The sequence below is a fragment of the Williamsia sp. D3 genome (assembly GCF_000506245.1).
Lineage (GTDB): Bacteria > Actinomycetota > Actinomycetes > Mycobacteriales > Mycobacteriaceae > Williamsia > Williamsia muralis.
The window spans coordinates 476,201-501,473 of sequence record NZ_AYTE01000031.1 but is presented as its reverse complement, the minus strand read 5'-3'; the positions used below and the strand labels follow the sequence as shown (position 1 = coordinate 501,473).

The window sequence follows — 25,273 nt, the reverse complement described above, 5'->3', positions numbered from 1 at the left end:
GCAAGAGCGGAGCCGGTGCCCGCGAGGGCGACAATGTGGCGGCGGGACGGTCGGCGGCAACGCGGTCCGGGTTCCCGATCGGTGGTTCCCAGCATTCGAATCAACAGGCACTGCGGGCCGGACGCCAGTTTCTGGTGCGGCATCGGCTCGCCAGCCTGGTGATCGTCCTGATCGTGGCGGTGGTCGCGATCAAGATGGTGATGCTTCAGGTCGTGGATGCCTCGGGGTTGTCCGCGGAGGCGGCGAGTCAGCGAGCGGTCACCGAGGTGCTCCCCGCCAAGCGCGGCGCGATCGAGGACCGCAACGGGAAGGCGATCGCATACACCGATGACGCCCGTGCCCTGACCTTTCAGCCTGTGAAGGTCCGCAAGGAGATCGAAGAAGCGAACAAGAAGACCCCGACCCTGCCCGGTGTCGACGAACGCATCGACCAGATCGCGGCGGGCATCAGTGCGGAACTGGGTAGTGAGTACAACCAGGATTCGATCAAAGAGCTGTTGCGCAGCAACGAGAACTTTGTGTACCTCGCCCGGGCCATCAGCCCCGAGGCGGCAGGCAAGATCATCGACGAATTCCCGGAGGTGGGGTCCGAGCGACAGGACGTGCGCCTCTACCCGGGTGGGTCGCTGGCCGCGAACATCGTCGGCGACGTCGACTTCGACGGCAACGGTCTCATCGGGCTGGAGTCGTCCATGGATTCCATCCTCTCGGGCACCGATGGATCGCGAACCTACGACCGCGGCTCCGATGGCGCAGTGATCCCCGGCAGCTCGAGAAACCTGCATCCATCGGTCGACGGCGGCACCGTCGAACTCACCATCGACTCGGACATCCAGTGGTACGTCCAGAACGAGGTCGAGAAGGCCAAGAAACTGTCGAAGGCCAAGAACGCGTCGGCGGTGGTGCTCGACGCGAAGACGGGCGAGGTCCTCGCGATGGCGAACGACGGCACCTTCAACCCCGCCAAGCCGCTCGACGAGCAGGACAACGCGCAGCTGGGCGACCTGCCGATCACCTCGCCCTTCGAACCGGGGTCGGTGAACAAGATCGTCACGGCGGCTGCCGCCATCGAATACGGGATCACCAACCCGACCGAGGTGCATCAGGTGCCGGGCAGTATCGACATGGCCGATGTCACGGTGAAAGACGCCTGGGCGCACGGTGTCGAGCCCTACACCACCACGGGAATCTTCGGTAAGTCATCGAACGTCGGAACACTCATGCTCGCCGATGAGGTGGGTGAGGACCGATTCGCGGACATGGTCAAGCGCTTCGGCCTCGGTCAGCGATCAGACGTCGGGCTCCCCGCCGAAAGCGCAGGCGTGGTGCCGGCACGGTCCCAGTGGTCGGGAGGCACCTTCGCCAATCTGCCCATCGGACAAGGCCTCACGATGACCTTGCTGCAGATGACAGCGATGTACCAGGCGATCGCCAACGACGGTCTGCGCATTCCGCCTCGCATCATCAAGTCGATCGAGGGGACAGGTCAGGACGGCCAGCTGCCGGCGCCCGAGGGCGTGCAAGTGGTGAGCCCGCAGACGGCTCGGACGGTGCGGGACATGTTCCGCGCGACCATCCAGAACGACCCGATGGGCGTTCAGATGGGTACCGGCGCCAAGGCCGAGGTCCCGGGTTATCAGATCAGCGGAAAGACGGGTACCGCCCAGCAGGTCGACCCCGATTGCGGTTGCTACTCGCAGTCGAGCTACAACATCACATTCGCCGGGATCGCCCCGGCCGACAACCCCCGATACGTCATCGGGATCATGCTCGACGCCCCCACCCGCAGCAGTGACGGCACCGGAGGCCAGAGTGCTGCTCCGCTGTTCCAGAGCATTGCGTCCTGGATGCTGCAGCGCGAGCAGGTGCCGATGTCGGCGCAGCCGACGCCGCCGCTGGTGCTGCGAGCCGAGTGACCCGTCGGCGGTATGTTGATCGAATGTCTTCTTCCGATGACTCGGTGCTGCGCCCTGCCGTGGTCGCCCCGACCGAAGTGTCGGTGCTGTCGGCCGCCTGCCACGCACGGATGGATCTGATCGGTTCGGTCGACGAACGAACGCCGGTCACCGGGGTCACCCTGCGTGCCCAGGATGTGCGTCGTGGGGATCTGTTCGCGGCGTTGCCCGGCAACCGTTTCCATGGTGCCCAGTTCGCCGCAGATGCACTGGCGGCCGGCGCCACAGCTGTGCTCACCGATCCGGCGGGCAGCGCGATCATCCAGGGTCTCGACGGCCCGCTGGACTGTGTTGTGCTGGTACACCCCGATCCGCGGCAGGTTCTCGGCGATCTGAGTTCCCGGATCTACGGGCAGCCGTCGCGGCGTCTGACCGTCATCGGGATCACCGGGACCTCTGGCAAGACCACCACCAGCTATCTGACAGAAGCAGCGTTGATGGCGTCCGGGCAGTCGGTGGGGCTGATCGGAACGGTCGAGACGAGGATCGCGGGCATCCGCCAGCCGAGCGCCCTGACGACCCCGGAAGCACCGGAACTGCAGGGCCTTCTCGCCGCGATGGTGGAGCAGGGGGTGAACTCGGTGGTGATGGAGGTGTCCAGCCATGCGTTGGCACTCGGCCGGGTCGACGGCTGTGCCTTCGCTGTGGGCGCGTTCACCAACTTGTCGCAGGATCATCTCGACTTCCATCCGACGATGCGGGACTACTTCAACGCGAAATCTCTGCTTTTCCAACCTGATTCACCGGTACGCGCCCTGCGGTCGGTGGTGTGTGTCGACGACGAGTGGGGCAGGGAGATGGCCGGCGTTGCCGGGCCTGACGCGATCACGCTGTCGACCACCGGTGTCGCGGCCGACTGGCACGCGTCCGACTCGCAGGTCGCCGCCGACGGCAGCCAGAGCGTGACCGTCACCGGCCCGTCCGGCGATACCTATTCCATGACGGTCCCGATGCCTGGGCGCTACAACGTCGCCAACGCGTTGACCGCGCTGGCCATCTGCGACCACATCGGCATCCCGGTCCGGACGGTGATCGACGCCATCTCCGGAGTCGCGGTGCCCGGGCGGGTGGAGAAGGTGGATCGAGGCCAGGCGTTTCTGGCCGTGGTGGACTACGCCCACAAGCCCGCGGCGCTCGAGGCGGTGATCGCCACCTTGCGGAGCCAGATCGACGGGCGGCTGGCCGTCGTGGTCGGGGCGGGTGGCGACCGGGACACCGGGAAACGGCGGTTGATGGGCGCAGCTGCGGTACGTGGAGCCGAACTCGTTGTCGTCACAGACGACAATCCACGCACCGAACGTCCCGACGACATCCGCGCGCAGGTGCTGGCGGGGGCTCGTGAAGTGGCAGAGGCCGAACGGCCGCCCGGCGCCGCGTCGGTGCGCGACATAGGGGACCGGCGTGAGGCAATCCGCGCTGCGGTGGCCTGGGCGGAACCGGGCGACGTGGTGCTGATCGCAGGTAAGGGCCATGAGGCGGGGCAGGAGATCGATGGCGTCAAGTACCCGTTCGACGACCGGCAGGTGTTGGCCGAGGCCATCGACGACCTCGTCACCAGGCCGGATTCACCTTCGGGAGGTGGGTCATGACATCAGGTGCCTTTGACACCGCAAGCGTGCGGGCGGGACTGCGACAGCTCGCCGATGCCGTACATGCGGCCCCCGGTCGGCGCAGCTGGGCCGTGCTGGGCGAACTCGACAAACCTGCCGACTTCGACCCCGACGATCGAGCGGCGATGACGTCCTGGGTTGTCGCCCACGACGAATTGGGACGGCTGGCCGTGCGTCTGGACATCGGTCAGATCATCTGTGTGGGGACATCCCGGGCCATGCACGGCCTGCACCAGGGTGCGGTCATGGAAGGATCGTGGGGCTCCGAAGCGGTCCTGGTGTCGGCAACGGAGCAGGCGATGGAGATACTGGACGCTCAACTCGGCGAGCACGACGTGGTGCTGGTGATGGGTGGACGCGAGTTGGGGCTGGTCGAGGCGTTGGACGAGCACGTCCCGGCCGACAAACTCCTGATGCGACAAGGGTCCGAATAACTGATGGCATTCGAACAGGTGAGGACTTATAGGTGAGGCAGATCCTGATTGCGGGCGTGATCTCGCTGGCTGTGGCGATTCTGCTGACGCCGGTGCTGATCAAGGTCTTCTCGAGGCAGGGGTTCGGCCAGGAGATCCGGGTCGAGGGGCCCAAGAGCCATCAGACCAAACGCGGTACGCCCTCGATGGGCGGCGTCGCCATCGTCGCGGCACTCTGGGCGGGCTACTGGGGCGCTCATCTCGTCGGTCTCCTGACCGATGGGAGCGGACCGACAGCCTCGGGTGTCCTCGTGCTGTCGCTCGCGACCACACTGGCCATCGTCGGTTTCCTCGACGACTTCATCAAGATCCGTAAGCAACGCAACCTGGGCCTGAACAAGACAGCCAAGTCGGTCGGCCAACTGATCGCGGCCCTGCTCTTCGGCATCCTGGCACTGCAGTTCCGCAACGAGGCCGGCTACACGCCCGCCAGCACCCAGCTGTCGTATGTGCGTGACATCGACGCCATCACGATGAGCTCGGTGTTGTTTGTCGTCTTCTGCTGGCTGGTGGTGTCGGCGTGGTCGAATGCGGTGAACTTCACCGACGGTCTCGACGGTCTGGCCGCAGGATCGATGGCGATGGTCCTCGGTTCGTACGTGCTGGTCACGTTCTGGCAGTACCGAAATGCCTGCGTGGGTGGACCAAAGACGGCCGAACCCGGCTGCTACACGGTCCGCGACCCCCTGGATCTGGCGTTGATCGCGGTCGCCGGCGGTGGGGCCTGCCTCGGCTTTCTGTGGTGGAATGCCGCTCCGGCCAAGATATTCATGGGCGACACCGGATCACTTGCCCTCGGAGGCATGCTTGCCGGGCTGTCCATCACCACGAGCACAGAACTACTGATGGTCGTGGTGGGCGCACTGTTCGTCGCCGAGATCATCTCGGTTGTCATCCAGATCGCAGTGTTCCGGACCACCGGGAGACGAGTGTTCCGAATGGCGCCGTTCCACCACCACTTCGAACTGTCGGGGTGGGCGGAGACAACGGTCATCATCCGGTTCTGGTTGCTCACGGCCATCGCCTGTGCCCTGGGATTGTCGCTGTTCTACAGCGAGTTCCTGGCGGCCAGCGGAGGATGACCGTGCCAGCCTCCGGCACCGGCACGCCGTGGGGACAACGCGTCCTGGTGGCAGGTGCCGGGATCGCCGGTGCCTCTGCGATCCGATTCCTGCTCGGCCAGGGCACATCGGTGACGGTGTGCGACAACAACAGCAAGGCCACACGTCCACTCGTGGATCTCGGAGCCGCGGCATCCACGGTGGACGAGATCCTCGCGCGGGACGCGTGGGTTGATGACTTCGATCTTGTGGTCACCTCTCCGGGCTTTCGTCCTGACAATCCGATGTTGGTCGCCGCGGCGGATGCCGGTCTACCTGTGTGGGGTGAGGTCGAACTGGCCTGGCACGTCGATCGGTCCGGCATCACCGGACCGCCGCGGCAGTGGCTCGTGGTGACCGGGACCAACGGCAAGACCACCACCACCGGCATGGTCGAGGCCATCATGACCGCTGCGGGCGCGTCGGTGAGCGCGTGCGGCAACATCGGCCTGCCGGTGCTCGATGCCCTGGTGGCCGAGCCGCGGTCGGACGTCCTGGCGGTTGAACTCTCGTCGTTCCAGCTGTACTGGGCGCCATCGGTGCGGCCGACCGCAGGTGCCGTGCTCAACATCGCCGAAGATCACCTCGATTGGCACGGTTCCATGTCGGCCTACATCAAAGCGAAGTCGGTCGCGTTGTCCGGGCCGATTGCCGTTGTGGGGCTCGATGACCCGGTCGCCGGCATCCTTGCCGCCACCTCGGAAGGTGCACGGACCGTGGGGTTCCGGCTCGGTACCCCGCACCCCGGCGAGCTCGGGGTCTCCAACGGACAGCTCGTTGATCGGGTGGACTGGGACGAGAGTGGCGACAACTCAGTTGTCGCGTTGATCGCCCTGGACAAGGTCCGGCCGACCGGGCCGTCGGGACAGTTGAATGCTCTGGCTGCCGCAGCGCTGTGCCGGGCCATCGGTGTCGGACCAGAGGCCGTGGAAGCCGGGCTCGAATCGTTCACCGTCGGCGGTCATCGCAGCACGCCGGTTGCCGTCATCGACTCCACAACCTTCATCGACGATTCCAAGGCCACCAACCCTCACGCCGCGCTCGCATCCATCAGGGGACATCGCCGGGTTGTGTGGCTGGCCGGCGGGCTCCTCAAGGGGGCTTCGGTGGACGACCTCGTCGTCGCGGTTCGCGATCGGCTCGCCGGGGTGGTGATCATCGGAGCCGATCGCGACATCATTGCGGACGCAATGACACGACACGCCCCTCTGGTACCAACAGTCACAGTAGTAACAGGGGAAGATGGGGCGGTGAACACTGCTGACCCCACTGCCGTCATGGCCAGGGCGGTGCGCGCCGCCTGGGAGATGTGCGTTGCCGACCCGGACACACCGGACGCGGTCCTGCTGGCTCCCGCCGCGGCCTCACTCGACATGTTCGCCGGTTACGGGGTCCGTGGTGATGCCTTCGCCGCCAGCGCTCGCGCCCTGCCGGGTGCGCGTGTGTTGGGGGCATCCTGATGCCGCGCGGACTCGATCCCGAAGAACCCACAACAACCGGGCGCTCGTCCGATGATCAGGCTGCCGACGACTCGGCGTTCGACGAGGCCGCCGATGTCGACGGCACGGAGTCCGATTCAGCAACCGGTGAGAAAGATTCTGCCGGAACGGATTCGGTTGTCGACGACAAGCCGGCGGCCAGTGCATCGACTACCCGCAGTCGGCCCGAACGCAAGGTCATCACGTTCGCCGAAGGCATCGGCAACGTCGTCACGGCGATCTCCGGCGTCCTGAGCCGCCCGCTCGCCTCATTCCATCTCATTGTCACGCTGACCGTGCTGTTGACCTCGTTCGGTCTGGTGATGGTGTTGTCGGCCTCCTCGGTCGAGGGGTACTCGAAGACCGGATCGTCCTATGGCCTGTTCACCACACAGCTGGTGTTCGCAGCGCTCGGGGTGGTGCTGTTCTATTTCGCTGTCCGGATGCCGATCAGGTTGATGCGCAGGTTGGCTGCGCCCGCCATGATCGTCGCGACGATCATGCTCATGCTCGTTCTGGTGCCGGGCATCGGCAGTCTGGTCCAGGGTTCGCGGCGGTGGTTCACCGTCGGTGGGCTGTCGGTCCAACCGTCGGAACTGGCCAAGGTGGCCCTGTGTGTATGGGGCGCTCATCTGCTGGCGTCGCGTCGGCGTGACAACGCATCGCTTCGCGAATTGCTTGTCCCGCTGATTCCGGTCTCCTTTTTGGTCTGCGTGCTCATCATCCTCGAGCCGAACCTGAGTACCACCATCACCATCGCGGTCATCGTCGGTGCGCTGCTGTGGTTTGCCGGCCTGCCGGTGAAGGTGTTCTTGTCATTCGCCGCCACCGGTGTGGTTGCGGCGGGTGTCCTGGCGATGACCGCCGGGTACCGAAGTGAACGCGTGCAGAGCTTCCTCGGACACATCGACGACCCGCAGGGTGCGGGATATCAAGCGCGACAGGCAGGTTACGCCCTTGCCAACGGAGGTGTCTTCGGTGAAGGACTCGGCCAGAGTCGCGCCAAATGGAACTACCTCCCGAACGCCCACAACGACTTCATCTTCGCGATCATCGGTGAGGAGCTCGGACTCATCGGTGGTGTTCTCGTGCTGCTCCTGTTCGGACTTCTCGCGTACGTGGGACTGCGCATCGCCACGCGCTCGGTGGACCCGTTCCTGCGGCTGCTGACCGCAACCATCACCGTGCTGGTCACTGCCCAGGCACTGATCAACATCGGCTACGTTGTCGGCCTCCTGCCGGTCACCGGCATCCAGCTGCCCCTGTTGTCGGCCGGTGGCACATCGACGTTCACCACGTTGGTGATGTTCGGCCTGCTCGCGAACGCAGCACGACACGAACCCGAGGCGGTCGCCGCGTTGGCTGCTGGGGGAGATGGCCGTTTCGGCCGGATGTTGCGACTGCCCAATCCGGTCCCGTATTCGCAAACCCGCGCCGAGGTGCTCCGCGAACGACTCGATCGTCGCCGGGGGAAGCAGGATTCGCGCCCGGCCACCCGTGCTCGCAGAGCCGCGGTCGCCGAACCTGCTCGGCGTCGGACCCGCGGTACGCAGCCGCCACGCAGTTACCCGCCACCACAGCGGACCAGGCGCGAGCGTGGGGTCCCGAGGCAGCAGGACTGGGGATACGGCGGTACCGCCAGCCCACCGCAGACACGGGCCCGGCCCCTGCGCAAGAATGACCCCTATGCCCGACAGCGTCAGCAACAAGATCCTCGCCGTGGGAGCACCCCGGCACCGCGTTACCGGGATCCGGAACGGTGGCGGTGACCGGACCCGCATCTGCGGCGGTACCCGAAGTGAGTGAGTCGACCCGTCCGTTGTCGATCGTGGTCGCGGGCGGTGGGACCGCCGGACACATCGAGCCGGCGATGGCTGTCGCCGATGCCGTGCGCGACCTCGATCCGAGTATCGAGGTCACAGCGCTCGGCACCGCTCGCGGTCTGGAGACCACTCTGGTTCCAGAGCGTGGCTACCGGCTCGAACTGATCCCGCCCGTCCCGTTGCCCCGCAAGCCCAACGCCGATCTGGCCAGGCTGCCGCTTCGGCTTCGCGCGTCGGTGGCGGCCACCCGTCGAGTCCTCGACGAGGTGAACGCCGACGTGGTGATCGGATTCGGCGGATACGTGGCGCTGCCCGCCTATATCGCTGCGCGGATGCGCCCGCGGTCGCGGCGGGTGCCGGTGGTCATCCACGAGGCCAATGCACGTGCAGGCGTGGCCAACAAGGTCGGCGCTCGGCTGGCACAGCGGGTGCTCGCCGCCGTGCCCGGCTCGGGTTTGGATGCCGAAGTCGTCGGCATTCCGGTGCGGGCATCCATCTCGGATCTGGACCGCGCAGGTCTTCGTGCGCAGGCCCGTGAGTTCTTCGGGCTGGACCCCGATGCGCCGACGCTGTTGGTGTTCGGTGGATCGCAGGGCGCCCTGAGTTTGAACACCGCGGTGCGGGGTGCCGCTCAGGTGTTGGCGGACAACAAGATCGGTGTATTGCACGCTTACGGCAAGAAGAACACGCTCGAACCGTTCGAGGCCGAGTGTCCCTACGTGGCGCTGCCGTACATCTCGCGGATGGATCTGGCTTATGCCGCCGCAGACCTGGCGATCTGTCGATCGGGAGCGATGACGGTTGCCGAGGTGTCGGCGACCGGACTCCCCGCGGTGTACGTGCCCCTGCCACATGGCAATGGGGAGCAGCGGTTGAACGCGGCACCGCTGGTGTCGGCCGGTGGCGGGATCTTGGTCGACGACGCCGATCTCACGCCCGACTACGTGGCCCGCACCATTCCACCCCTGCTGACCGAGCCCGGCCGGCTGGCCGCGATGTCGAAGGCCGCGGCGGGCGCAGGAGCTCGGGGTGCGGCCCAGGCCGTGGCTCGGGCCGGCATCGAGCTCGCGCAGGCGCATCGCTCCGGGGGGTCGACATGAACGAGACCTCGACCACCGGTGTCGAACAGGCTCTGCCACCGCAACTCTCACGTGTGCACATGGTCGGTATCGGTGGGGCCGGAATGTCCGGGTTGGCGCGCATCCTGCTGGCGCGCGGGGGACAGGTGTCGGGTAGCGATGCCAAGGAGTCACGCGCCGTCATCGATCTCCGGACTCGCGGTGCCAAGATTCAGATCGGTCACGACCGGTCGGCACTCGAATTGCTCGAGGGTGGGCCCACCGTGGTCGTCACGACCTTCGCGGCGATCCCGAAGACAAATCCCGAACTCGTCGCCGCGCGTGAACTGGATATCCCGGTACTGCTGCGGCCGGCGGTGTTGGCGACGCTCATGGAGGGTCATCGCAACCTGCTCATCGCGGGCACCCACGGAAAGACGTCCACCACTTCGATGGCCGTTGTCGCGTTGCAGCACTGCGGCTTCGAGCCGTCGTTCGCCGTCGGGGGCGAGCTCAACGAGTCCGGTACCAACGCTTATCACGGCTCGGGCGACGTGTTCGTCGCCGAAGCCGACGAGAGCGACGGCTCGCTGCTCCAGTACAGCCCGGACGTCGCGGTCGTGACCAACGTGGAGTCCGACCATCTCGATTTCTTCGGGACCACCGAGGCCTATGTGCAGGTCTTCGATGACTTCGCCGACCGGATCAATCCCGGTGGCGCTTTGATCGTGTGCCTGGACGATCCCGGCTCGGCTGCGCTGGCCGGCAGGGTGGCTGCGCGGATGGCCGAGCGTGGGGTGTCCGTGCTCGGATATGGCGAAGGTACCCAGGCGCACCTGGCCGGTGGTGTGGGACTCACCGTCCAGTTGCTCGAATGGCAGAGCCGGGCCAGCGGTGGCATCGCGAAGGTGCGGTTCACCGATGTCGACGGCGATGTGCAGGAGCGGTCCATCATCCTGACCGTTCCCGGCAAACACATGGCGCTCAACGCGATTGCTGCGATGATCGCGGGTGTGTGTCTGGGGGCGTCGGTCTCGGGCGTCATCGAGGGCGTCGAGGGTTTTGCCGGAGTGCACCGTCGTTTCCAGCTCCGTGGCCGAGTCGGACGCATACGCGTCTTCGACGACTACGCCCATCACCCCACCGAAGTACGCGCTGTGCTCACCGCGGCCCGGGACATGGTGGATGCAGACGGCGGTCGCGTGGTGGCGATATTCCAGCCGCACCTGTATTCGCGCACCGAAACCTTTGCCCGTGAGTTCGCCGAGTCGCTGAGTCTGGCCGACCAGGTGATCGTGCTCGACGTCTACGGTGCCCGGGAGGAACCGATCCCGGGCATCTCGGGTCTGACCATCGCCGACCAGATCACCAAACCCGTTGCCTTTCAGCCTGATGTCTCGGCGCTGCCCGCTCAGATCGCCGACATGGCTGCTCCCGACGACGTGATCCTGACCATCGGCGCCGGCGATGTGACGATGCAGGCCGCCGAGATCGTGGAGGCTCTGCGTGATCGGGGGCATCACCGAGCTGATGGCGGGACGCCGAAAGGTGGCCGATGAGCGAGCGGCGCCGGCCCCGCCGGGGCAGCGGCAGACGTGGCGATCATCGAGATGCCAAGGGGTCGGGCAGCGTTCCGGTGGATCCGAAGGGACAGTCGCACCCTGACGACCTGACCGAGCCCGATGACCTGACCGAGCCCGATGACCTGACCGAGCCCGATCAATCCGAACCCGATGACCTCACCGACCTGGTCGACGTGACGGTCGGTGGTGGGATCGGAAGCGAACCCGGCGACTCGGTCGACCCCGACGAGCCGGTGGACTCGGACCGATCCGGTGCGGTCGCGCGCAAAGCTCGCCGAGGAGCCAGAGCCTCCCGTCGCGCACGGGGTGTCAGTGGTCTGCGACTACTGCTGCTCACAGTGGGGGCCATCGTGGTGGTGATCGCACTGACCGCGGTGGCCTACTTCTCTCCTCTGATGTCGGTGCGAACCATCGAGGTGACGGGTAATTCGATTGTGCAGTCTGCGGAGATTGTTGCCGCGGCAGCACTTTCCAAGGGCGAGCCGCTGATGCAGGTGGACACCGCAGCTGCGGCCCAGCGCGTGTCGATGATCCCGCGGGTGGCCACGGTGCGGGTCAAGCGCGAGTACCCGTCGACCATCACCGTCTCCGTGGTCGAACGCCAGCCGGTGGTCTTCACCGAGCGAGACGGCAAGCGTTACCTCATGGACAAGTTGGGCTTCGAGTTCGCGCAACAGGATCCACCGCCCGGTCTGGCCGAATTGGTCACGTCGAATCCCGGTTCCGGAGATCCCTCGACCCGCGCGGCGCTCAGTGTGATGACCGGGGTCCCCGCCTATGTGGCCGATCAGGTCGCCCGTATCGAGGTCACCTCGCCGGTGAACATCGTGCTGCAGCTCAAGGACAATCGCACCGTGGTGTGGGGCGACGACGAACGCAACGGTGAAAAAGCGGAGACACTCCGACACGTTCTGGGGCAGGAAGGCACCGAGTACAACGTGTCGAGCCCGCAGAATCCGACCTTCAAGTAGATTTCGAGCCCGATTTCTTCGGTTCTTGGCGACACGCCGCAGCGCTTGCTGGCTCCACAGTCCGATGGTGCCTAGCGTTTCCCCCAGCACGTGACTACTTGACATAACTCTAAGCCTGTGGTTTAGGTTGAGGGTTTTCGTCCCGGTGGGTGCGAGCAGCAGAGCCAGATGGTTCGGATCGAAACAAAAGGAAGGCGAGCGCTATGACGCCCCCGCACAACTACCTTGCCGTGATCAAGGTCGTCGGTATTGGCGGCGGCGGAGTCAATGCCGTCAACCGCATGATCGAACAAGGCCTCAAGGGGGTCGAGTTCATCGCGATCAACACCGACGCACAGGCCCTGCTGATGAGCGACGCCGACGTCAAACTCGACGTCGGTCGCGACTCCACGCGTGGCCTCGGCGCCGGTGCCGATCCCGAGGTGGGACGCCGCGCCGCCGAAGATGCCAAGGACGAGATCGAGGAATTGATCAAGGGCGCCGACATGGTGTTCGTGACCGCGGGTGAGGGTGGCGGTACCGGAACCGGTGGCGCTCCTGTCGTCGCGAGCATCGCACGCAAACTGGGTGCACTCACGGTTGGTGTCGTGACCCGCCCGTTCTCCTTCGAGGGAAAGCGTCGTGGTGGCCAGGCAGAGGTCGGTATCGCCGCACTGCGTGAATCATGCGACACCCTCATCGTGATCCCCAACGACCGGCTGCTCCAGATGGGTGATGCCGCAGTCAGTTTGATGGATGCCTTCCGCAGCGCCGACGAGGTTCTCCTCAACGGTGTGCAGGGCATCACCGATCTGATCACCACGCCTGGTCTGATCAACGTCGACTTCGCCGACGTCAAAGGTGTGATGAGCAATGCAGGCAGTGCCCTGATGGGCATCGGTTCGGCGCGGGGAGAGTCGCGGGCGACCAAGGCCGCCGAGTCGGCGATCAACTCGCCATTGCTCGAGGCCTCCATGGAAGGTGCTCACGGCGTGCTGATCTCGATCGCCGGCGGAAGCGATCTCGGCCTGTTCGAGATCAATGAGGCAGCGACGCTGGTGCAGGAAGCCGCACACATCGACGCGAACATCATCTTCGGCACGGTCATCGACGACAACCTCGGAGACGAGGTGCGGGTGACGGTGATCGCCGCCGGCTTCGACAGTGGTTCGCCCGCACGCAAACCCGTCGAATCTGCTGCGACTGCTGCAGCACGTACGAGTGGCTCGATCGGTTCGGCACGCGCCGGGTCGGTGTCGGCCGGTGGCAACACCACCGAACGGCGTGACCCGCTGTTCGCTCAGGTGCCCGCCGGTGACCCCTTCGCTGACGATCGCTCGTCGCGCAACGGCTCGTCGCGTCCGGCTCACGGTCTCGACGAGGCCGACGACGAGGTGGATGTCCCACCGTTCATGAAGCGCTGAGCCCCGCAGTGGGGATACGGATCAGGCGGGTTGTCACCGCCCGGTCCGGTGGTGTCTCCACCGGTCCGTACGCGTCGTTCAATCTCGGTGATCATGTGGGCGACGATCCGGATGCGGTGCGCCGCAATCGGCTTCGCCTCGCCGAGAAGATCGGCGTGGACCCGGCGCGCATGGTGTGGATGGAGCAGATCCACAGCCGCAACGTGACCCGGGTAGACGAGCCGGTGACGGGCGCAGTGCCTGCCACCGATGCGTTGATCACCACCACGCCCGACCTCGCGTTGGCCGTCCTCAGTGCTGATTGCGTACCGGTGATGCTCAGTGACGAGGCAGCGGGTGTAATCGCCGCAGTGCACGCAGGCCGGGTCGGAGCGCGCATCGGGATCATCCCCCGCACGCTCGAGGCCATGGAGGAAGCCGGCGCCAAGGTCAGCCGGATCGGTGCGTTCCTCGGCCCCGCCGCCAGCGGTCGTCAGTACGAGGTGCCCGCGCAGATGCAGGCCGATGTCGAAAAGCACCTCCCCGGTAGCGCGACCCGCACCGCCAAGGGGACTCCCGGACTCGACCTGCGTGCGGGGATTCGCCGTCAGCTCCTGTCCTCGGGCGTCTCTGCGGTGGCCGAGGACCCGCGGTGCACCATCGAGGATCCGGCGCTCTTCAGTCATCGCCGCGACAATCCGACCGGCCGACTGGCCTGTGTGATCTGGATGGACAGTGGCAGTGCCTGATCAGGAGTCGGTGTCCCCTGCACGGGCGTCGCAACTGGCGGCCAATCTGGCCGGCGTCCGCCGGCGCGTGGACGAGGCGTGTGTGGCGGCCGGTCGTTCTCCCGCCGAGGTCGCACTGCTGCCGGTGACGAAGTTCTTCCCTGCGGCGGACGTGTTGGCGCTGATCGAGGCCGGTGCCACCGAGTTCGGTGAGTCTCGGGAACCCGAGGCCGGCCGGAAGGCCGAAGATGTGCGAACGGCCACCGGCCGCACGGATCTGCGCTTCCACATGATCGGTCAACTGCAGCGCAACAAGGCCAAGTCCGTTGCGCGCTGGGCTGATCGAGTGCATTCGGTGGACAGCCTGAAGTTGGCGCACACCCTCGACCGCGCCACCGGCGTCGCCCTCGACAATGGTGACCGCGCTGCCGCCTTGGAGGTGCTGATTCAGGTCGGCCTCGACGATGACGAGGCGAAAGGCCGTGGGGGAGTGGCGGAAAGCGACCTCGCCGGGCTGGCCGCGTCGATCGCCGAACTACCCAACCTGGTGCTGTGCGGGCTGATGGTCATCGCTCCGCTGCACGGTTCGGCGGACCGCTGGATGGCGGAGTCAGCACGCATCCACCGCGATTTCGTGGCCCAGCACCCCGCGGCGCGAGAGCTGTCCGCCGGTATGTCGGGAGACCTGGAGATCGCAGTGCAACACGGATCAACCTGCGTGCGTGTCGGTACCGCGATCATGGGGGACAGGCCGCTAATCTCGCCATAACGGTTAGTCACATCAGTAACAGCGACAACATGACTAACAGTGGCAACAGGACTGCAGGAGTTGTCGAGTACCGGCCGCGGCTGAAAGAGGAATTGCGATGAGCACCATCCACAAGTTCAAGGCGTACTTCGGCATGGTCCCTCCCGGTGACTACGAAGACGACTACCTGGACGATCCCGCTCCCGCGCGGTCGCGCCGCTACGAGCGCGACTACCGCGACGAGCCCGACTTCCGCGAAGGCGATTACCGCGCCGAGTACCGCGACGACGTGGACGACCGCGACTACCGCGAAGCCGACTTCCGGGACGGCGAGTACGAGCGCGTTCCCGAGTACGCCTACGCCGGCGCCCGGCGTCCGCAGTTCGAATCGATCGACCGTTACGCTGCTGCCCCCGCGCCGGCACGGATGACGAGTCGCCTCGAACCGCTCGCCACACGCACGGTCGGCACCCGGCCCTCCGCAGTCGGTGGCCCCTCCACCCGGGGCGCCCTCGCCATCGACCCGCGCGCAGAACTCGACCGGGTCTTCGAAGAAGGCAACCCGCTCGGCAAGATCACCACCCTGCGGCCCAGCAGCTACGCCGAGGCGCGCACGATCGGCGAGCGGTTCCGCGACGGTAGCCCCGTGATCATGGATCTCGTTGAGATGAGCAACGCCGACGCCAAGCGACTCGTCGACTTCGCCGCCGGTCTCGCGTTCGCGCTGCACGGCTCGTTCGACAAGGTGGCCACCAAGGTGTTCCTGCTGGCTCCTGCCGACATCGACGTCTCGCCCGAGGATCGCAAGAAGATCGCCGAAACCGGTTTCTACAACCACCAGTAGGTCGGCCGACGGGCCCGCCGGCCTGTCGTTTTCACATCCGGGACCGAAATCGGGCAGAGTTGTGGCGTGACGATCGCACGCGAGATTATTTACTACCTCCTTTTCATCTACTGGCTGCTTCTGCTCGGTCGGTTGGTGATCGAATTGGTGCGAACCTTCGCCCGGGAGTGGCGACCCACCGGAGCCTCGGTGGTGGTCATCGAAACTGTCTTCACCACGACAGACCCACCCATCAAGGCCCTGCGCCGAATTCTGCCGCCGATCCCGCTCGGACCTGTTCGCCTGGACCTCTCGCTGATGATCACGATGATCGTGGTTCTCATCGCGATGTCGTTGGTCGCCGCCTAGCCGGATTCGACCGCGGGTCGTACCCCCGGATGGCAAGCGGGGGCATTAGTATCGAGTAGGTTGATAACGAACGGGTCACAAACTCGGGACGCGCCGAAGTAAATGGTGCGTTTTGACACCCGTTTGATTTCGACATAGCAACCAAAGGGTGCGACGAACGGTTCTAGTGTGACAGGATGGACGCCAGTTACAGGCTAGATGTCGATCGTGAATAATATGGCTGACTGATCCATGATCTGGGTCGCGTCAGAAGTGGAATTCATGGGCGGTGACTACGCCAGCCAGCACCTCCAGACAAGCAGACCAATGTTCGACACAAGGTATAAGGGGACCGACCAATGCGGCTGACACCAGCTGATGTGCACAACGTCGCGTTCAGCAAACCGCCGATCGGTAAGCGCGGCTACAACGAGGACGAAGTCGATCAGTTCCTCGACTTCGTAGAAGCTGAACTGGCGCGTCTGATCGAAGAGAACTCCGACTTGAAGCAGCGCGTCGAGGAGCTCGAAGGCGAGGTGGATCAGGCCAAGAAGGCTGCGCCCGCGCAAGAGCCGGCGACACAGACCTTCGCCAAGCAGCAGCCCCCGGCCCCCGAGCCGGTGGCCCAGCAGCAGCCGCAGCAGTCCTCCAACGAGGACCAGAGCATCCGGGCAGCCCGCGTGCTGGGCCTGGCCCAGGAGACCGCGGATCGTCTGACCAACAACGCGCGCAGCGAGTCCGAGGCCATGGTTGCCGACGCACGCGCACGTGCCGATGCCCTCGTCGGCGACGCCCGCTCGAAGTCCGAGGCAATGCTGAGCGATGCCCGTCAGCGTTCCGAGGCGATTCTGGCCGACGCGCAGTCGCGCGCCGAGACCCAGACCCGGCAGGCGCAGGAGAAGGCCGACGCTCTGCAGGCCGACGCCGAGCGCAAGCACACCGAGATCATGGGCACGATCAACCAGCAGCGCTCGGTGCTCGAGGGTCGAATCGAGCAGCTCAAGACGTTCGAGCGTGAGTACCGCACGCGGCTCAAGACGTACCTCGAATCCCAGCTCGAAGAGTTGCAGCAGCGTGGAAGCGCCGCACCGGTGGACAACGCACGTGGTGGCGACGCTTTCTCGTCCGATCCCGGCAATGGTGGTTTCACCAACTCCGGCGGATTCAGCAAGCCGAACAACTGATTTTCGTAGGGGTCTGATCCGTGCTGGTGCTGGCGCTGGGCGCCACACTGGTGGGATTCGTCCTGCTGGTGGCGGCGCTGATCAGTGGGATCCTCTGGCTCGCGGTCGCGTGCATCGTGGTGTGCGTGATCGGAGTCGGATTCCTGCTGGCAGACCTGATCGGGCTCGGCCGCCGGTCGAACTCTGATCAGGCCGACCACGACGCCCGGGCAGACTCGGGCGGGGACGACCAAGCAGACCCCGGGTCAGCCGAGCAGTTGCGAGACCAGAGCGGGCATCAGCAGGACGCGGATGCGCAGGATCACTTGGATGCGCCGGGTCACCGGTACGACGATGACCCGCCCACCGAGGAAATACATCTAGACAAGCCGCGTTAGACTTGTTATCAGCGTTGATCCGGCCATCACCGGGGAGCTCTCGGAAGAACAGGATCGCCCTGGCGGTCCCCAGTAGAACCGGGCGGGTGAGGCCCGTCAACGCCTCGACGATTACCGGCGTCTCGCCGGCAGATCGACCGAGTGGCGTCCCACGGACGCAAGCGGGGTGGTACCGCGGCCGATGATTCATCGGTTCGTCCCCGTGCCAGGCAGCAAAGCCGACGCACGAGGAGACGGTAGTGACCACACAGGACCCGATATCAGCCCCATCGACGAGTGGCTCAGCAACTCGCGTGTACCCGCTGGTCGATCTCACCGGGGGAACCAAGGCCGGAGCGCCGTCTTTTCCCGATGTCGAGAAGCGAGTGCTCGACTACTGGCAGGCCGACGGCACGTTCCGGGCCTCCATCGACAACCGCGCCGACGCGCCTGAGTTCGTCTTCTACGACGGGCCCCCCTTTGCCAACGGACTGCCGCACTACGGTCACCTCCTCACCGGGTACGTGAAAGACCTCGTTCCGCGTTTCCAGACCATGCGAGGCAAGAAGGTCGATCGCCGCTTCGGCTGGGACACCCACGGCCTGCCTGCGGAACTGGAGGCCGAACGCCAGCTCGGGATCACCGACAAGTCCCAGATCGAGACCATGGGCGTCGCGAAGTTCAACGACTACTGCCGCGCATCGGTGCTGCGCTACACCGACGAGTGGCGGGAGTACGTGACGCGCCAGGCCCGGTGGGTCGACTTCGACAACGACTACAAGACCCTCGACATCGACTTCATGGAGTCGGTGATGTGGGCGTTCAAGGCGCTCCATGACAAGGGCCTGATCTACCAGGGTTACCGCGTGCTGCCGTACTCCTGGTACGAGCAGACTCCGTTGTCGAATCAGGAGAGCAAGCTCGACGACGCCTACAAGATGCGCCAGGATCCGGCTGTCACGGTGCGAATGACCCTGCGTCCCAGCGATACCGGTCCTGCCGCGCTCGACGGGGTGGAAGCCCTGATCTGGACGACCACACCGTGGACACTGCCGTCGAACCTGGCCATCGCCGTGAATCGGGAGTTCGAATACAGTCACGTTCGCGGAGAGGACGGGCAGCAGTACCTGCTCGCCAGCGCGTTGCTCGGCAGCTACGCACGTGAGTTGGGTTCGGAGCCCGAGGTTCTGGGGACCTACCGAGGTGCCGAACTGGAGAACGTGCACTACACCCCGCCGTTCGACTTTTTCGCGGGTCACGAGGGGGCGCACCGTGTTCTGCTGGGTGACTACGTCACCACCGACAGCGGTACCGGAATCGTCCACCTCGCACCGGCTTTCGGTGAAGAGGACATGGAGCTCGCGACCGCGTACGGCATCGAGGTGGTGCAACCACTGGATGCGGGCGGGCGATTCACGAGCCTGGTCGCTCCCTATGAGGGCCTGCAGGTCTTCGACGCGAACCCGGTGATCATCAAGGACCTCAAAGCCGCGGGCAAGATCCTGCGCCACGAGACCATCGAGCACTCCTATCCGCATTCATGGCGGTCGGGAAAGCCGTTGATCTACATGGCCGTGCCCTCGTGGTTCGTCGCGGTCACCACATTCCGCGACCGGATGGTGGAGCTCAACAAGCAGATCGAGTGGTCGCCGGAGCACATCCGGGACGGCCAGTTCGGTAAGTGGCTCGAAGGGGCCAAGGACTGGAACATCAGTCGCAACAGGTACTGGGGTGCGCCCATCCCCGTGTGGGTGTCCGACGATCCCGAGTACCCGCGGGTCGACGTGTACGGCAGTCTCGACGAGCTCGAGCGCGACTTCGGCGTGCGTCCCGACAACCTGCACCGCCCGTTCATCGACGAGCTCACCCGCGCCAATCCTGATGATCCGAGCGGTAAGTCGACGATGCGACGGGTTCCGGAAGTGCTGGACTGCTGGTTCGAGTCCGGTTCGATGCCGTATGCACAGGTGCACTACCCGTTCGAGAACACCGATTGGTTCGAGGGAACGGACTCTCTACCGGGACACAGTCCGGGCGACTTCATTGTCGAGTACAACGGGCAGACGCGCGGATGGTTCTACAACCTGCACGTCCTGTCGACCGCACTGTTCGACCGCCCGGCGTTCCGGACCGTTGCCGCCCACGGCATCGTGCTCGGCGACGACGGGCAGAAGATGTCGAAGTCGAAGCGCAACTACCCCGATGTGAACGAGGTGTTCGACCGTGACGGCAGTGATGCCATGCGGTGGTTCCTGATGGCGTCTCCCATCCTGCGTGGTGGCAACCTGGTGGTGACCGAGCGCGGCATCCGCGAGGGTGTTCGGCAGGCGTTGCTACCGCTGTGGAACGCGTACAGCTTTCTGCAGTTGTATGCGGACCGGCCTGCGCAGTGGAGCACCGGCTCGACCAATGTGCTCGATCGGTACATCCTGGCCAAGGCGGCGGCCACTCGCGATGTGATGACCGGGCAGATGGAGACCTATGACATCGCGGGGGCGTGTGACGAGTTCCGTCACTTCTGCGATGCGCTGACCAATTGGTATGTGCGTCGGTCGCGTTCGCGTTTCTGGGCGGGCCAGGACGACGCACCCGAGGCCTTCGACACGCTGTACACCGTGCTCGAAGTGGCCTGCCGCCTGGCGGCGCCGCTCCTGCCGCTCGCCACGGAGGCGATCTGGCGGGGCCTGACCGGAGGTCGCTCGGTCCACCTCACCGATTGGCCGGCCGACGACGAGTTGCCGGCCGATCCTGATCTGGTTGCGGCGATGGACGATGTGCAGGCCGTCTGCTCGGTGGCGTCGAGTCTGCGCAAGGCGAACAAGCTCCGGGTGCGCCTCCCGCTGCCGTCGTTGACCGTCGCCTCCGCCGATGCCGAGCGGTTGAGGCCGTATTCAGATCTGATCGCCGACGAGATGAACGTGAAGTCGGTGCGTCTGACCGACGATGCGGACCAATACGGCCGGGTCGAGCTCGCGGTGAACGCCAGGGTTGCCGGACCCCGTCTGGGCAAGGACGTCCAGCGCGTCATCAAGGCGGTCAAGGCCGGCAACGTCACGATCGACGAGCGTGATGGTGTCGATGTGGTCAGCGCCGACGGCATCGAGCTGCTCGAAGGTGAGTACACTCGCAAACTCGTTGCAGTGCAGCCGGAGTCGACCGCAGAGCTGCCTGCCGGGGCGGGTCTGGTGGTGTTGGACACGTCCGTCACCGAGGAACTCGAGGCCGAGGGCTGGGCCAAGGACCGCATCCGCGAGCTGCAAGAAGCGCGCCGTGCGGCAGGTCTGGACGTGTCCGACCGCATCCGCGTGACACTCGCGGTGCCCGACAACCACGTCGAGTGGGCGCGGCGGCACCGCGATCTGATCGCCGGGGAAGTTCTTGCGGTCGAGCTCGACCTGGTGGCCGGTCACGATGGCAACGCCGCCGGCGAGTGGGTGGCCTTGGGTGACGGTGTGCAGGCGACGCTGGCGAAGGCCACCACGGCCAGTTAGTCACCCGTCGACTGGTCGCGCCCGAGTCCGATCCGATCGAGCACGCCGCCGATCTGGAGGTCGAACAGGACCTCCAGATCGGTTGGCGGTTCGGATCCGAACTGGCCGAACACTTCCAGGCTGGTCAGCCCAACCGTGGTGGCCCACAGCAGGATCGCCGTATGAACGTGCTGGTCGCCGATGTCGAGGGCGAACTCGTCTCTGATCGGTGCGAAGCCGGCACCTGGTAGGTCGCCATATCTCGGTCGATCTCCGATCCGCCCGGCAGATGCCGCCTGCTGCAACGTTTTCAGCAGCAGTCCGACGACGCGAGTGCCCGGCTCGGTGGTCAGTTCTGCGGGTGCCTGGTAGCCGGGCACGGGGCTGCCGTAGAGCAGTGCGTAGCGGGCCGGTTCGGCCACTGCCCATCGTCGGAAAGCTTGGCAGCTGACCATCAGTCGTTCCCGGAATGCGTCCGGGGCGGCCGATTCGTTGGCTTCCGCCACGTGATCTGCCAGCTCGGTGTACGCATCCACCACCAGCAGCGTCAACAACTGGTCGCGGTTGGCGACGTACCGGTAGACGGCGGACGAGACCAAGTCGAGGTCGCGTGCGATGGCACGCAGCGACAGCGCCGCAGCGCCATATCTGGCCAGATGATCGCGGCCGAGTTCGAGGATGCGTTCCTGGGTACGGGCGCGGGCCATCGCGCGCGGCGTCGACTCCGTCGCGGTTTTCTCTCGGTGAGGCGATTGCGGGGGCACCCGTCCATCTTCACACAAAAGAGAGCAGTGCTCTTGCACTTTTGGCGACGGGGGCGCACACTCGGAGAATCAGAGAGCAGTGCTCTCATCAACTCGAGAAACCCAGGAGCCACCGTGACCGCCGCGACCCACTACAACAAGCCTGGTAAGTCCGTTGCCGTGTTCAACTCGGTTGTCGCGTGGATGGCCGACCGTGGGATCACTCTCGCCGGCGCCCGCACGCTCGAGGTCCGCGGTCGCAAGAGCGGTGCGATCCAGCGCATCCCGGTCAACCCGTTGCGTCTGGACGGCCGGACATTCCTGATCGGTGCTCGCGGAGAGACGCAGTGGGCGAGGAATGTGCGGGCGTCGGGGGAGTGCACGCTGCGCGGTGGCCGGACTTCGACGACCTACCGCGTCACCGAGCTGGCCCATGCGGACAAGCCGCCGGTGCTTCGCCCGTATCTCAAGCGCTGGGGCTGGGAGGTTGCGTCGTTGATGCCCGTCAAGATCTCCGCAGGCTCGAGCGATGATGAACTGATCGCCGCGGGCCCGGCCATTCCCGTGTTCGAGCTGACGCCGGTGCACGTCCGCTGATCCGCTGAATGGGGCATACCATCACTGTGTGCGGGTGCAGGACGGGAACATCAGTTCCCGGTGGGTGATGCATATCGACATGGATGCGTTCTTCGCATCTGTCGAGCAGCTCACCCGTCCAACACTTCGAGGCCGCCCGGTGCTGGTCGGGGGACTGGGCGGCCGAGGAGTTGTCGCCGGCTGTAGTTATGAGGCGCGGGTTTTCGGTGCACACTCGGCAATGCCGATGCACCAAGCGCGCCGACTGGTCGGCCCGGGCGCCGTCGTCCTCCCGCCCCGCGGATCCGTCTACCGGGCGGTGAGCCTGCGGGTCTTCGGTCTGATTCGCGCCCAGGTTCCTGTCATCGAGATGTTGTCGTTCGATGAGGCTTTCGCCGAGCCGGTCGAACTGGCAGGCGCGTCGGCCGACGTCGCCGCAGCTTTTGCCGAGCGCCTCCGGGCCCGTATTCGGGACGAGCTGGGCTTGGCCGCCTCGGTCGGCTTCGGGAGTGGCAAACAGATCGCAAAGATCGCGTCGGGTATGGCAAAACCGGACGGTGTGGTGGTGGTGACGCCGGGGGAGCAGCGCGAGTTCCTCGCCCGGCTGCCCGTGCGCAAACTGTGGGGCATCGGCCCGGTCGCCGGGGAGCGACTGCAGCGCTTGGGAATCGACACCATCGGAGACCTTGCACGAATGTCGACGCTGGAGGTGTCGTCGGTTCTCGGTGCCACCGTCGGGCCCGGGTTGCACCTGCTGGCTCAGGGGATAGACGACCGGCCGGTCGCTGAACGGGCATCGGCCAAGCAGATCAGCGCCGAATCGACCTTTGCCGAGGACATCACCGACCTCGGGCATCTGCGCGGTGCTGTCGAGCGGGCTGCGACGTCTGCGCATCGGAGACTGCTCGCCGATGGGCGGGGCTCGCGCACGGTGGTGGTCAAACTGAAGAAGTCGGACATGTCGGTGCTGACCCGGTCGACCACTCTTGCGGCTGCGACCACCGAGCTGCCCGTACTCACTGCTGCCGCGCAGCGACTAGCGTTGGATCCCCAGGAGATCGGGCCCATCCGCCTTGTCGGCGTTGGTTTCTCGGGACTGACGGCGGTGCAGCAGTTTGCGATGTTCCCCGAGCTCGACTCCACTTTCGAGGCCCCGGAGTCAAGCGCGGAATCGACATCGGAGGAGATGTACCACCCGGGCGGTCGCGACCCCAACGCCGACCGACTGCGTTGGACCACCGGCAACGATGTGCACCATCGCGAGTACGGGCACGGGTGGGTCCAGGGCAGCGGACACGGCCGGGTCACGGTTCGATTCGAAACACGAAGTGGCGGGCCGGGATTCGCCAAGACGTTCTCGCTGGACGATCCGCAGTTGGAAGTGGCGGATCCACTGCTCAGCCTGGATTGGCCGGAAGAACATCTCCGGTTCGCGAACGAGGATGAGTAACGATCACTGCTCGGCGGCTGCATGCAGGTGGACAAACACGGCGTCGGTCACCATGGCGTCGAGGTCTGTCTCGAACACGTCGAGCGCGCGAGTCGCGGTCAGCGAGGCGATTCCGTGTATCGACGCCCACAGCAACAAGGCTCGGCTGCTCGCCTGGTCGCGCCCGACAACGGTCGCGACCAGCCCCTCCACGGTCGTGAGCATGGGGATCGTCGTGCCGCGCAAGTTTTCGCCACCACCTTCGAGTAGATCGTGGCGGAACAGCAGTTCGAACATCCCGGGTCGGCGTGCGGCGAAATCGACGTAAGCGCGAGCCATCGCTGACAGTGTTGTGTTCGGTGAAGTAGACGGCTCCGAATCTGACTCCGCCATAGCTGTTTTCAGATCGTCCAGGCCGGCCGCTGCGATTGCCGCCAACAGGCTCCGGTGAGTGGGGAAATAGCGTCTTGGCGCTCCGTGTGACACGCCCGCGTGTCGCGCAATCGATCTGAGTCCGACCGAAGCGAGCCCCGCAGAGTCGACGAGTTCGATGCCTGCCTGCACCAAGAGCGCTCTTGTATCTGGAGGATCCGCCATGTAGACAGTGTCTACCAACGGAGTAGACGATGTCTACAAGAGGAGGTCGATCCATGTGGTACTGGGTTTTCAAATATGTCTTGATCGGTCCCTTTCTGCGGCTCGTCGCGCGTCCACACGTTGTCGGGTTGTCGAACTTTCCCCCGACCGGACCTGTGATCGTGGCGGCGAACCACTTGGCGGTGGTCGACTCTCTGCTGATGGTTCTCGTGTTGCCGCGCCGGGTCACCTTTGTCGCCAAGGCGGAGTACTTCACGGGCACGGGTATTCGTGGCTGTGTGCAGCGGTGGTTCTTCTCGGCCACCGGGCAACTTGCCATTGACCGCCGAGGGGGTGCCGCAAGCGTTTCCGCACTCGATGAAGCTGTCGCCATCGTCGGTGCCGGCGGTGTGTGGGGCATCCACCCTGAGGGCTCGCGATCGAGAGATGGGCTGCTGCACCGGGGGAGAACCGGCGTGATGCGTGTCGCCTTGACGACGGGTGCGCCGGTTGTGCCTTTGGCGCTCAAGGGAACCGACCGCGTGAACCCTCCTGGCGCGCGGCTGTGGCGGCCTGGCAAGGTGGACGTCGTAGTCGGGCAGCCCCTTGTCTTGTCGCAGTTTTCGGCCGATAGTTCAACGGATGTACGTGAGGCCACGGACCATCTGATGGCGACCCTCTCGCGATTGTCGGGCCAGCAGTATGTCGACAGCTACACGCAGCGCGCTGCTTGATTGTTCTCTCTACCAATAAATTTGGCCCCCTTTCATCGTAGGTGGGGGACAGAGTTGAAATAGAACATGTGTTCGACATTGTCCGGTTCTGTTGGTAGACTCGGTGAAAGGGGTTCGAGGGCTGG

General features: G+C 65.4%; 22 protein-coding genes and 1 pseudogene. 20 read left to right on the top strand and 3 right to left on the bottom strand.

Annotated elements, in window-relative coordinates:
* From W823_RS50255 to ileS, 17 genes are all read left to right on the top strand, one after another.
* A partial coding sequence (locus tag W823_RS50255) for a penicillin-binding protein 2 (RefSeq protein WP_023961088.1) occupies positions 1-1,916 on the top strand: 1,916 nt, incomplete at its 5' end.
* 23 nt (positions 1,917-1,939) lie between these two features.
* Positions 1,940-3,544 (top strand): UDP-N-acetylmuramoyl-L-alanyl-D-glutamate--2,6-diaminopimelate ligase, encoded by a 1,605-nt coding sequence (locus W823_RS0130240; protein WP_031333002.1) that lies wholly within the window; start codon positions 1,940-1,942, stop codon positions 3,542-3,544.
* Complete coding sequence (locus W823_RS0130235; RefSeq protein ID WP_051406628.1) at positions 3,541-3,999, top strand: hypothetical protein; 459 nt, start codon at positions 3,541-3,543, stop codon at positions 3,997-3,999. Before W823_RS0130240 ends, W823_RS0130235 begins: the two co-directional genes overlap by 4 nt.
* Before the next feature lie 32 nt (positions 4,000-4,031).
* Positions 4,032-5,120, top strand: coding sequence for a phospho-N-acetylmuramoyl-pentapeptide-transferase (gene mraY, locus W823_RS50250; protein WP_023961086.1), 1,089 nt, complete (start codon positions 4,032-4,034; stop codon positions 5,118-5,120).
* The gene (gene murD / locus W823_RS50245; protein ID WP_023961084.1) at positions 5,117-6,598 is read left to right on the top strand and encodes a UDP-N-acetylmuramoyl-L-alanine--D-glutamate ligase; all 1,482 of its coding nucleotides are present in this window, start codon (positions 5,117-5,119) and stop codon (positions 6,596-6,598) included. Before mraY ends, murD begins: the two co-directional genes overlap by 4 nt.
* Entirely contained in the window at positions 6,598-8,385 is a 1,788-nt protein-coding gene (gene ftsW, locus W823_RS0130230) for a putative lipid II flippase FtsW (protein WP_031332998.1), read from the top strand. The genes murD and ftsW overlap by 1 nt, the downstream gene beginning before the upstream one ends.
* Positions 8,382-9,539, top strand: coding sequence for an undecaprenyldiphospho-muramoylpentapeptide beta-N-acetylglucosaminyltransferase (gene murG / locus W823_RS0130225; protein ID WP_031332997.1), 1,158 nt, complete (start codon positions 8,382-8,384; stop codon positions 9,537-9,539). Before ftsW ends, murG begins: the two co-directional genes overlap by 4 nt.
* Positions 9,536-11,056, top strand: a complete 1,521-nt coding sequence (gene murC / locus W823_RS50240; RefSeq protein ID WP_023961080.1) for a UDP-N-acetylmuramate--L-alanine ligase — start codon at positions 9,536-9,538, stop codon at positions 11,054-11,056. The genes murG and murC overlap by 4 nt, the downstream gene beginning before the upstream one ends.
* Entirely contained in the window at positions 11,053-12,051 is a 999-nt protein-coding gene (locus W823_RS50235) for a cell division protein FtsQ/DivIB (RefSeq protein WP_081729864.1), read from the top strand. The genes murC and W823_RS50235 overlap by 4 nt, the downstream gene beginning before the upstream one ends.
* Positions 12,052-12,254: 203 nt before the next feature.
* Positions 12,255-13,454, top strand: a complete 1,200-nt coding sequence (ftsZ, locus tag W823_RS50230; RefSeq protein ID WP_023961076.1) for a cell division protein FtsZ — start codon at positions 12,255-12,257, stop codon at positions 13,452-13,454.
* A gap of 14 nt (positions 13,455-13,468) precedes the next feature.
* On the top strand, positions 13,469-14,182 hold the full coding sequence (gene pgeF, locus W823_RS50225) for a peptidoglycan editing factor PgeF (protein ID WP_051406644.1): 714 nt from the start codon (positions 13,469-13,471) through the stop codon (positions 14,180-14,182).
* Entirely contained in the window at positions 14,169-14,930 is a 762-nt protein-coding gene (locus tag W823_RS50220; protein ID WP_023961072.1) for a YggS family pyridoxal phosphate-dependent enzyme, read from the top strand. The genes pgeF and W823_RS50220 overlap by 14 nt, the downstream gene beginning before the upstream one ends.
* A 97-nt stretch (positions 14,931-15,027) precedes the next feature.
* On the top strand, positions 15,028-15,753 hold the full coding sequence (locus W823_RS50215) for a cell division protein SepF (RefSeq protein ID WP_023961070.1): 726 nt from the start codon (positions 15,028-15,030) through the stop codon (positions 15,751-15,753).
* A 66-nt stretch (positions 15,754-15,819) separates the two neighbouring features.
* Positions 15,820-16,101 carry a YggT family protein gene (locus W823_RS50210; RefSeq protein WP_023961068.1) on the top strand — a complete coding sequence of 94 codons (282 nt, stop codon included), beginning with the start codon at positions 15,820-15,822 and terminating at the stop codon, positions 16,099-16,101.
* 338 nt (positions 16,102-16,439) lie between these two features.
* Complete coding sequence (locus tag W823_RS50205; RefSeq protein WP_023961064.1) at positions 16,440-17,264, top strand: DivIVA domain-containing protein; 825 nt, start codon at positions 16,440-16,442, stop codon at positions 17,262-17,264.
* A 20-nt stretch (positions 17,265-17,284) separates the two neighbouring features.
* Positions 17,285-17,641, top strand: coding sequence for a hypothetical protein (locus tag W823_RS50200; protein ID WP_023961062.1), 357 nt, complete (start codon positions 17,285-17,287; stop codon positions 17,639-17,641).
* A gap of 239 nt (positions 17,642-17,880) precedes the next feature.
* On the top strand, positions 17,881-21,111 hold the full coding sequence (gene ileS, locus W823_RS50195) for an isoleucine--tRNA ligase (RefSeq protein WP_304413081.1): 3,231 nt from the start codon (positions 17,881-17,883) through the stop codon (positions 21,109-21,111).
* On the opposite strand, the gene W823_RS50190 is transcribed toward ileS, so the two are convergent.
* Positions 21,108-21,854: a WHG domain-containing protein gene (locus tag W823_RS50190; protein ID WP_031332990.1), complete on the bottom strand. Its 747-nt coding sequence runs from the start codon at positions 21,852-21,854 to the stop codon at positions 21,108-21,110. The genes ileS and W823_RS50190 overlap by 4 nt on opposite strands.
* A gap of 114 nt (positions 21,855-21,968) precedes the next feature.
* On the opposite strand from W823_RS50190, the gene W823_RS50185 reads away from it, so the two are divergent.
* On the top strand, positions 21,969-22,430 hold the full coding sequence (locus tag W823_RS50185; protein WP_023961059.1) for a nitroreductase/quinone reductase family protein: 462 nt from the start codon (positions 21,969-21,971) through the stop codon (positions 22,428-22,430).
* A 67-nt stretch (positions 22,431-22,497) separates the two neighbouring features.
* Positions 22,498-23,859: a DNA polymerase IV gene (locus W823_RS50180; protein WP_038254064.1), complete on the top strand. Its 1,362-nt coding sequence runs from the start codon at positions 22,498-22,500 to the stop codon at positions 23,857-23,859.
* 3 nt (positions 23,860-23,862) lie between these two features.
* Here W823_RS50180 and W823_RS59705 read toward each other — a convergent pair whose 3' ends face one another.
* The gene (locus tag W823_RS59705) at positions 23,863-24,177 is read right to left on the bottom strand and encodes a TetR-like C-terminal domain-containing protein (RefSeq protein WP_369792655.1); all 315 of its coding nucleotides are present in this window, start codon (positions 24,175-24,177) and stop codon (positions 23,863-23,865) included.
* A gap of 99 nt (positions 24,178-24,276) precedes the next feature.
* Positions 24,277-24,435: pseudogene (locus W823_RS59700) on the bottom strand (TetR/AcrR family transcriptional regulator); the annotation flags it as partial.
* Positions 24,436-24,488: 53 nt separating this feature from the next.
* Here W823_RS59700 and W823_RS50170 point away from each other — a divergent pair.
* On the top strand, positions 24,489-25,148 hold the full coding sequence (locus W823_RS50170) for a 1-acyl-sn-glycerol-3-phosphate acyltransferase (RefSeq protein WP_023961053.1): 660 nt from the start codon (positions 24,489-24,491) through the stop codon (positions 25,146-25,148).
* Positions 25,149-25,273 lie beyond the last annotated feature (125 nt).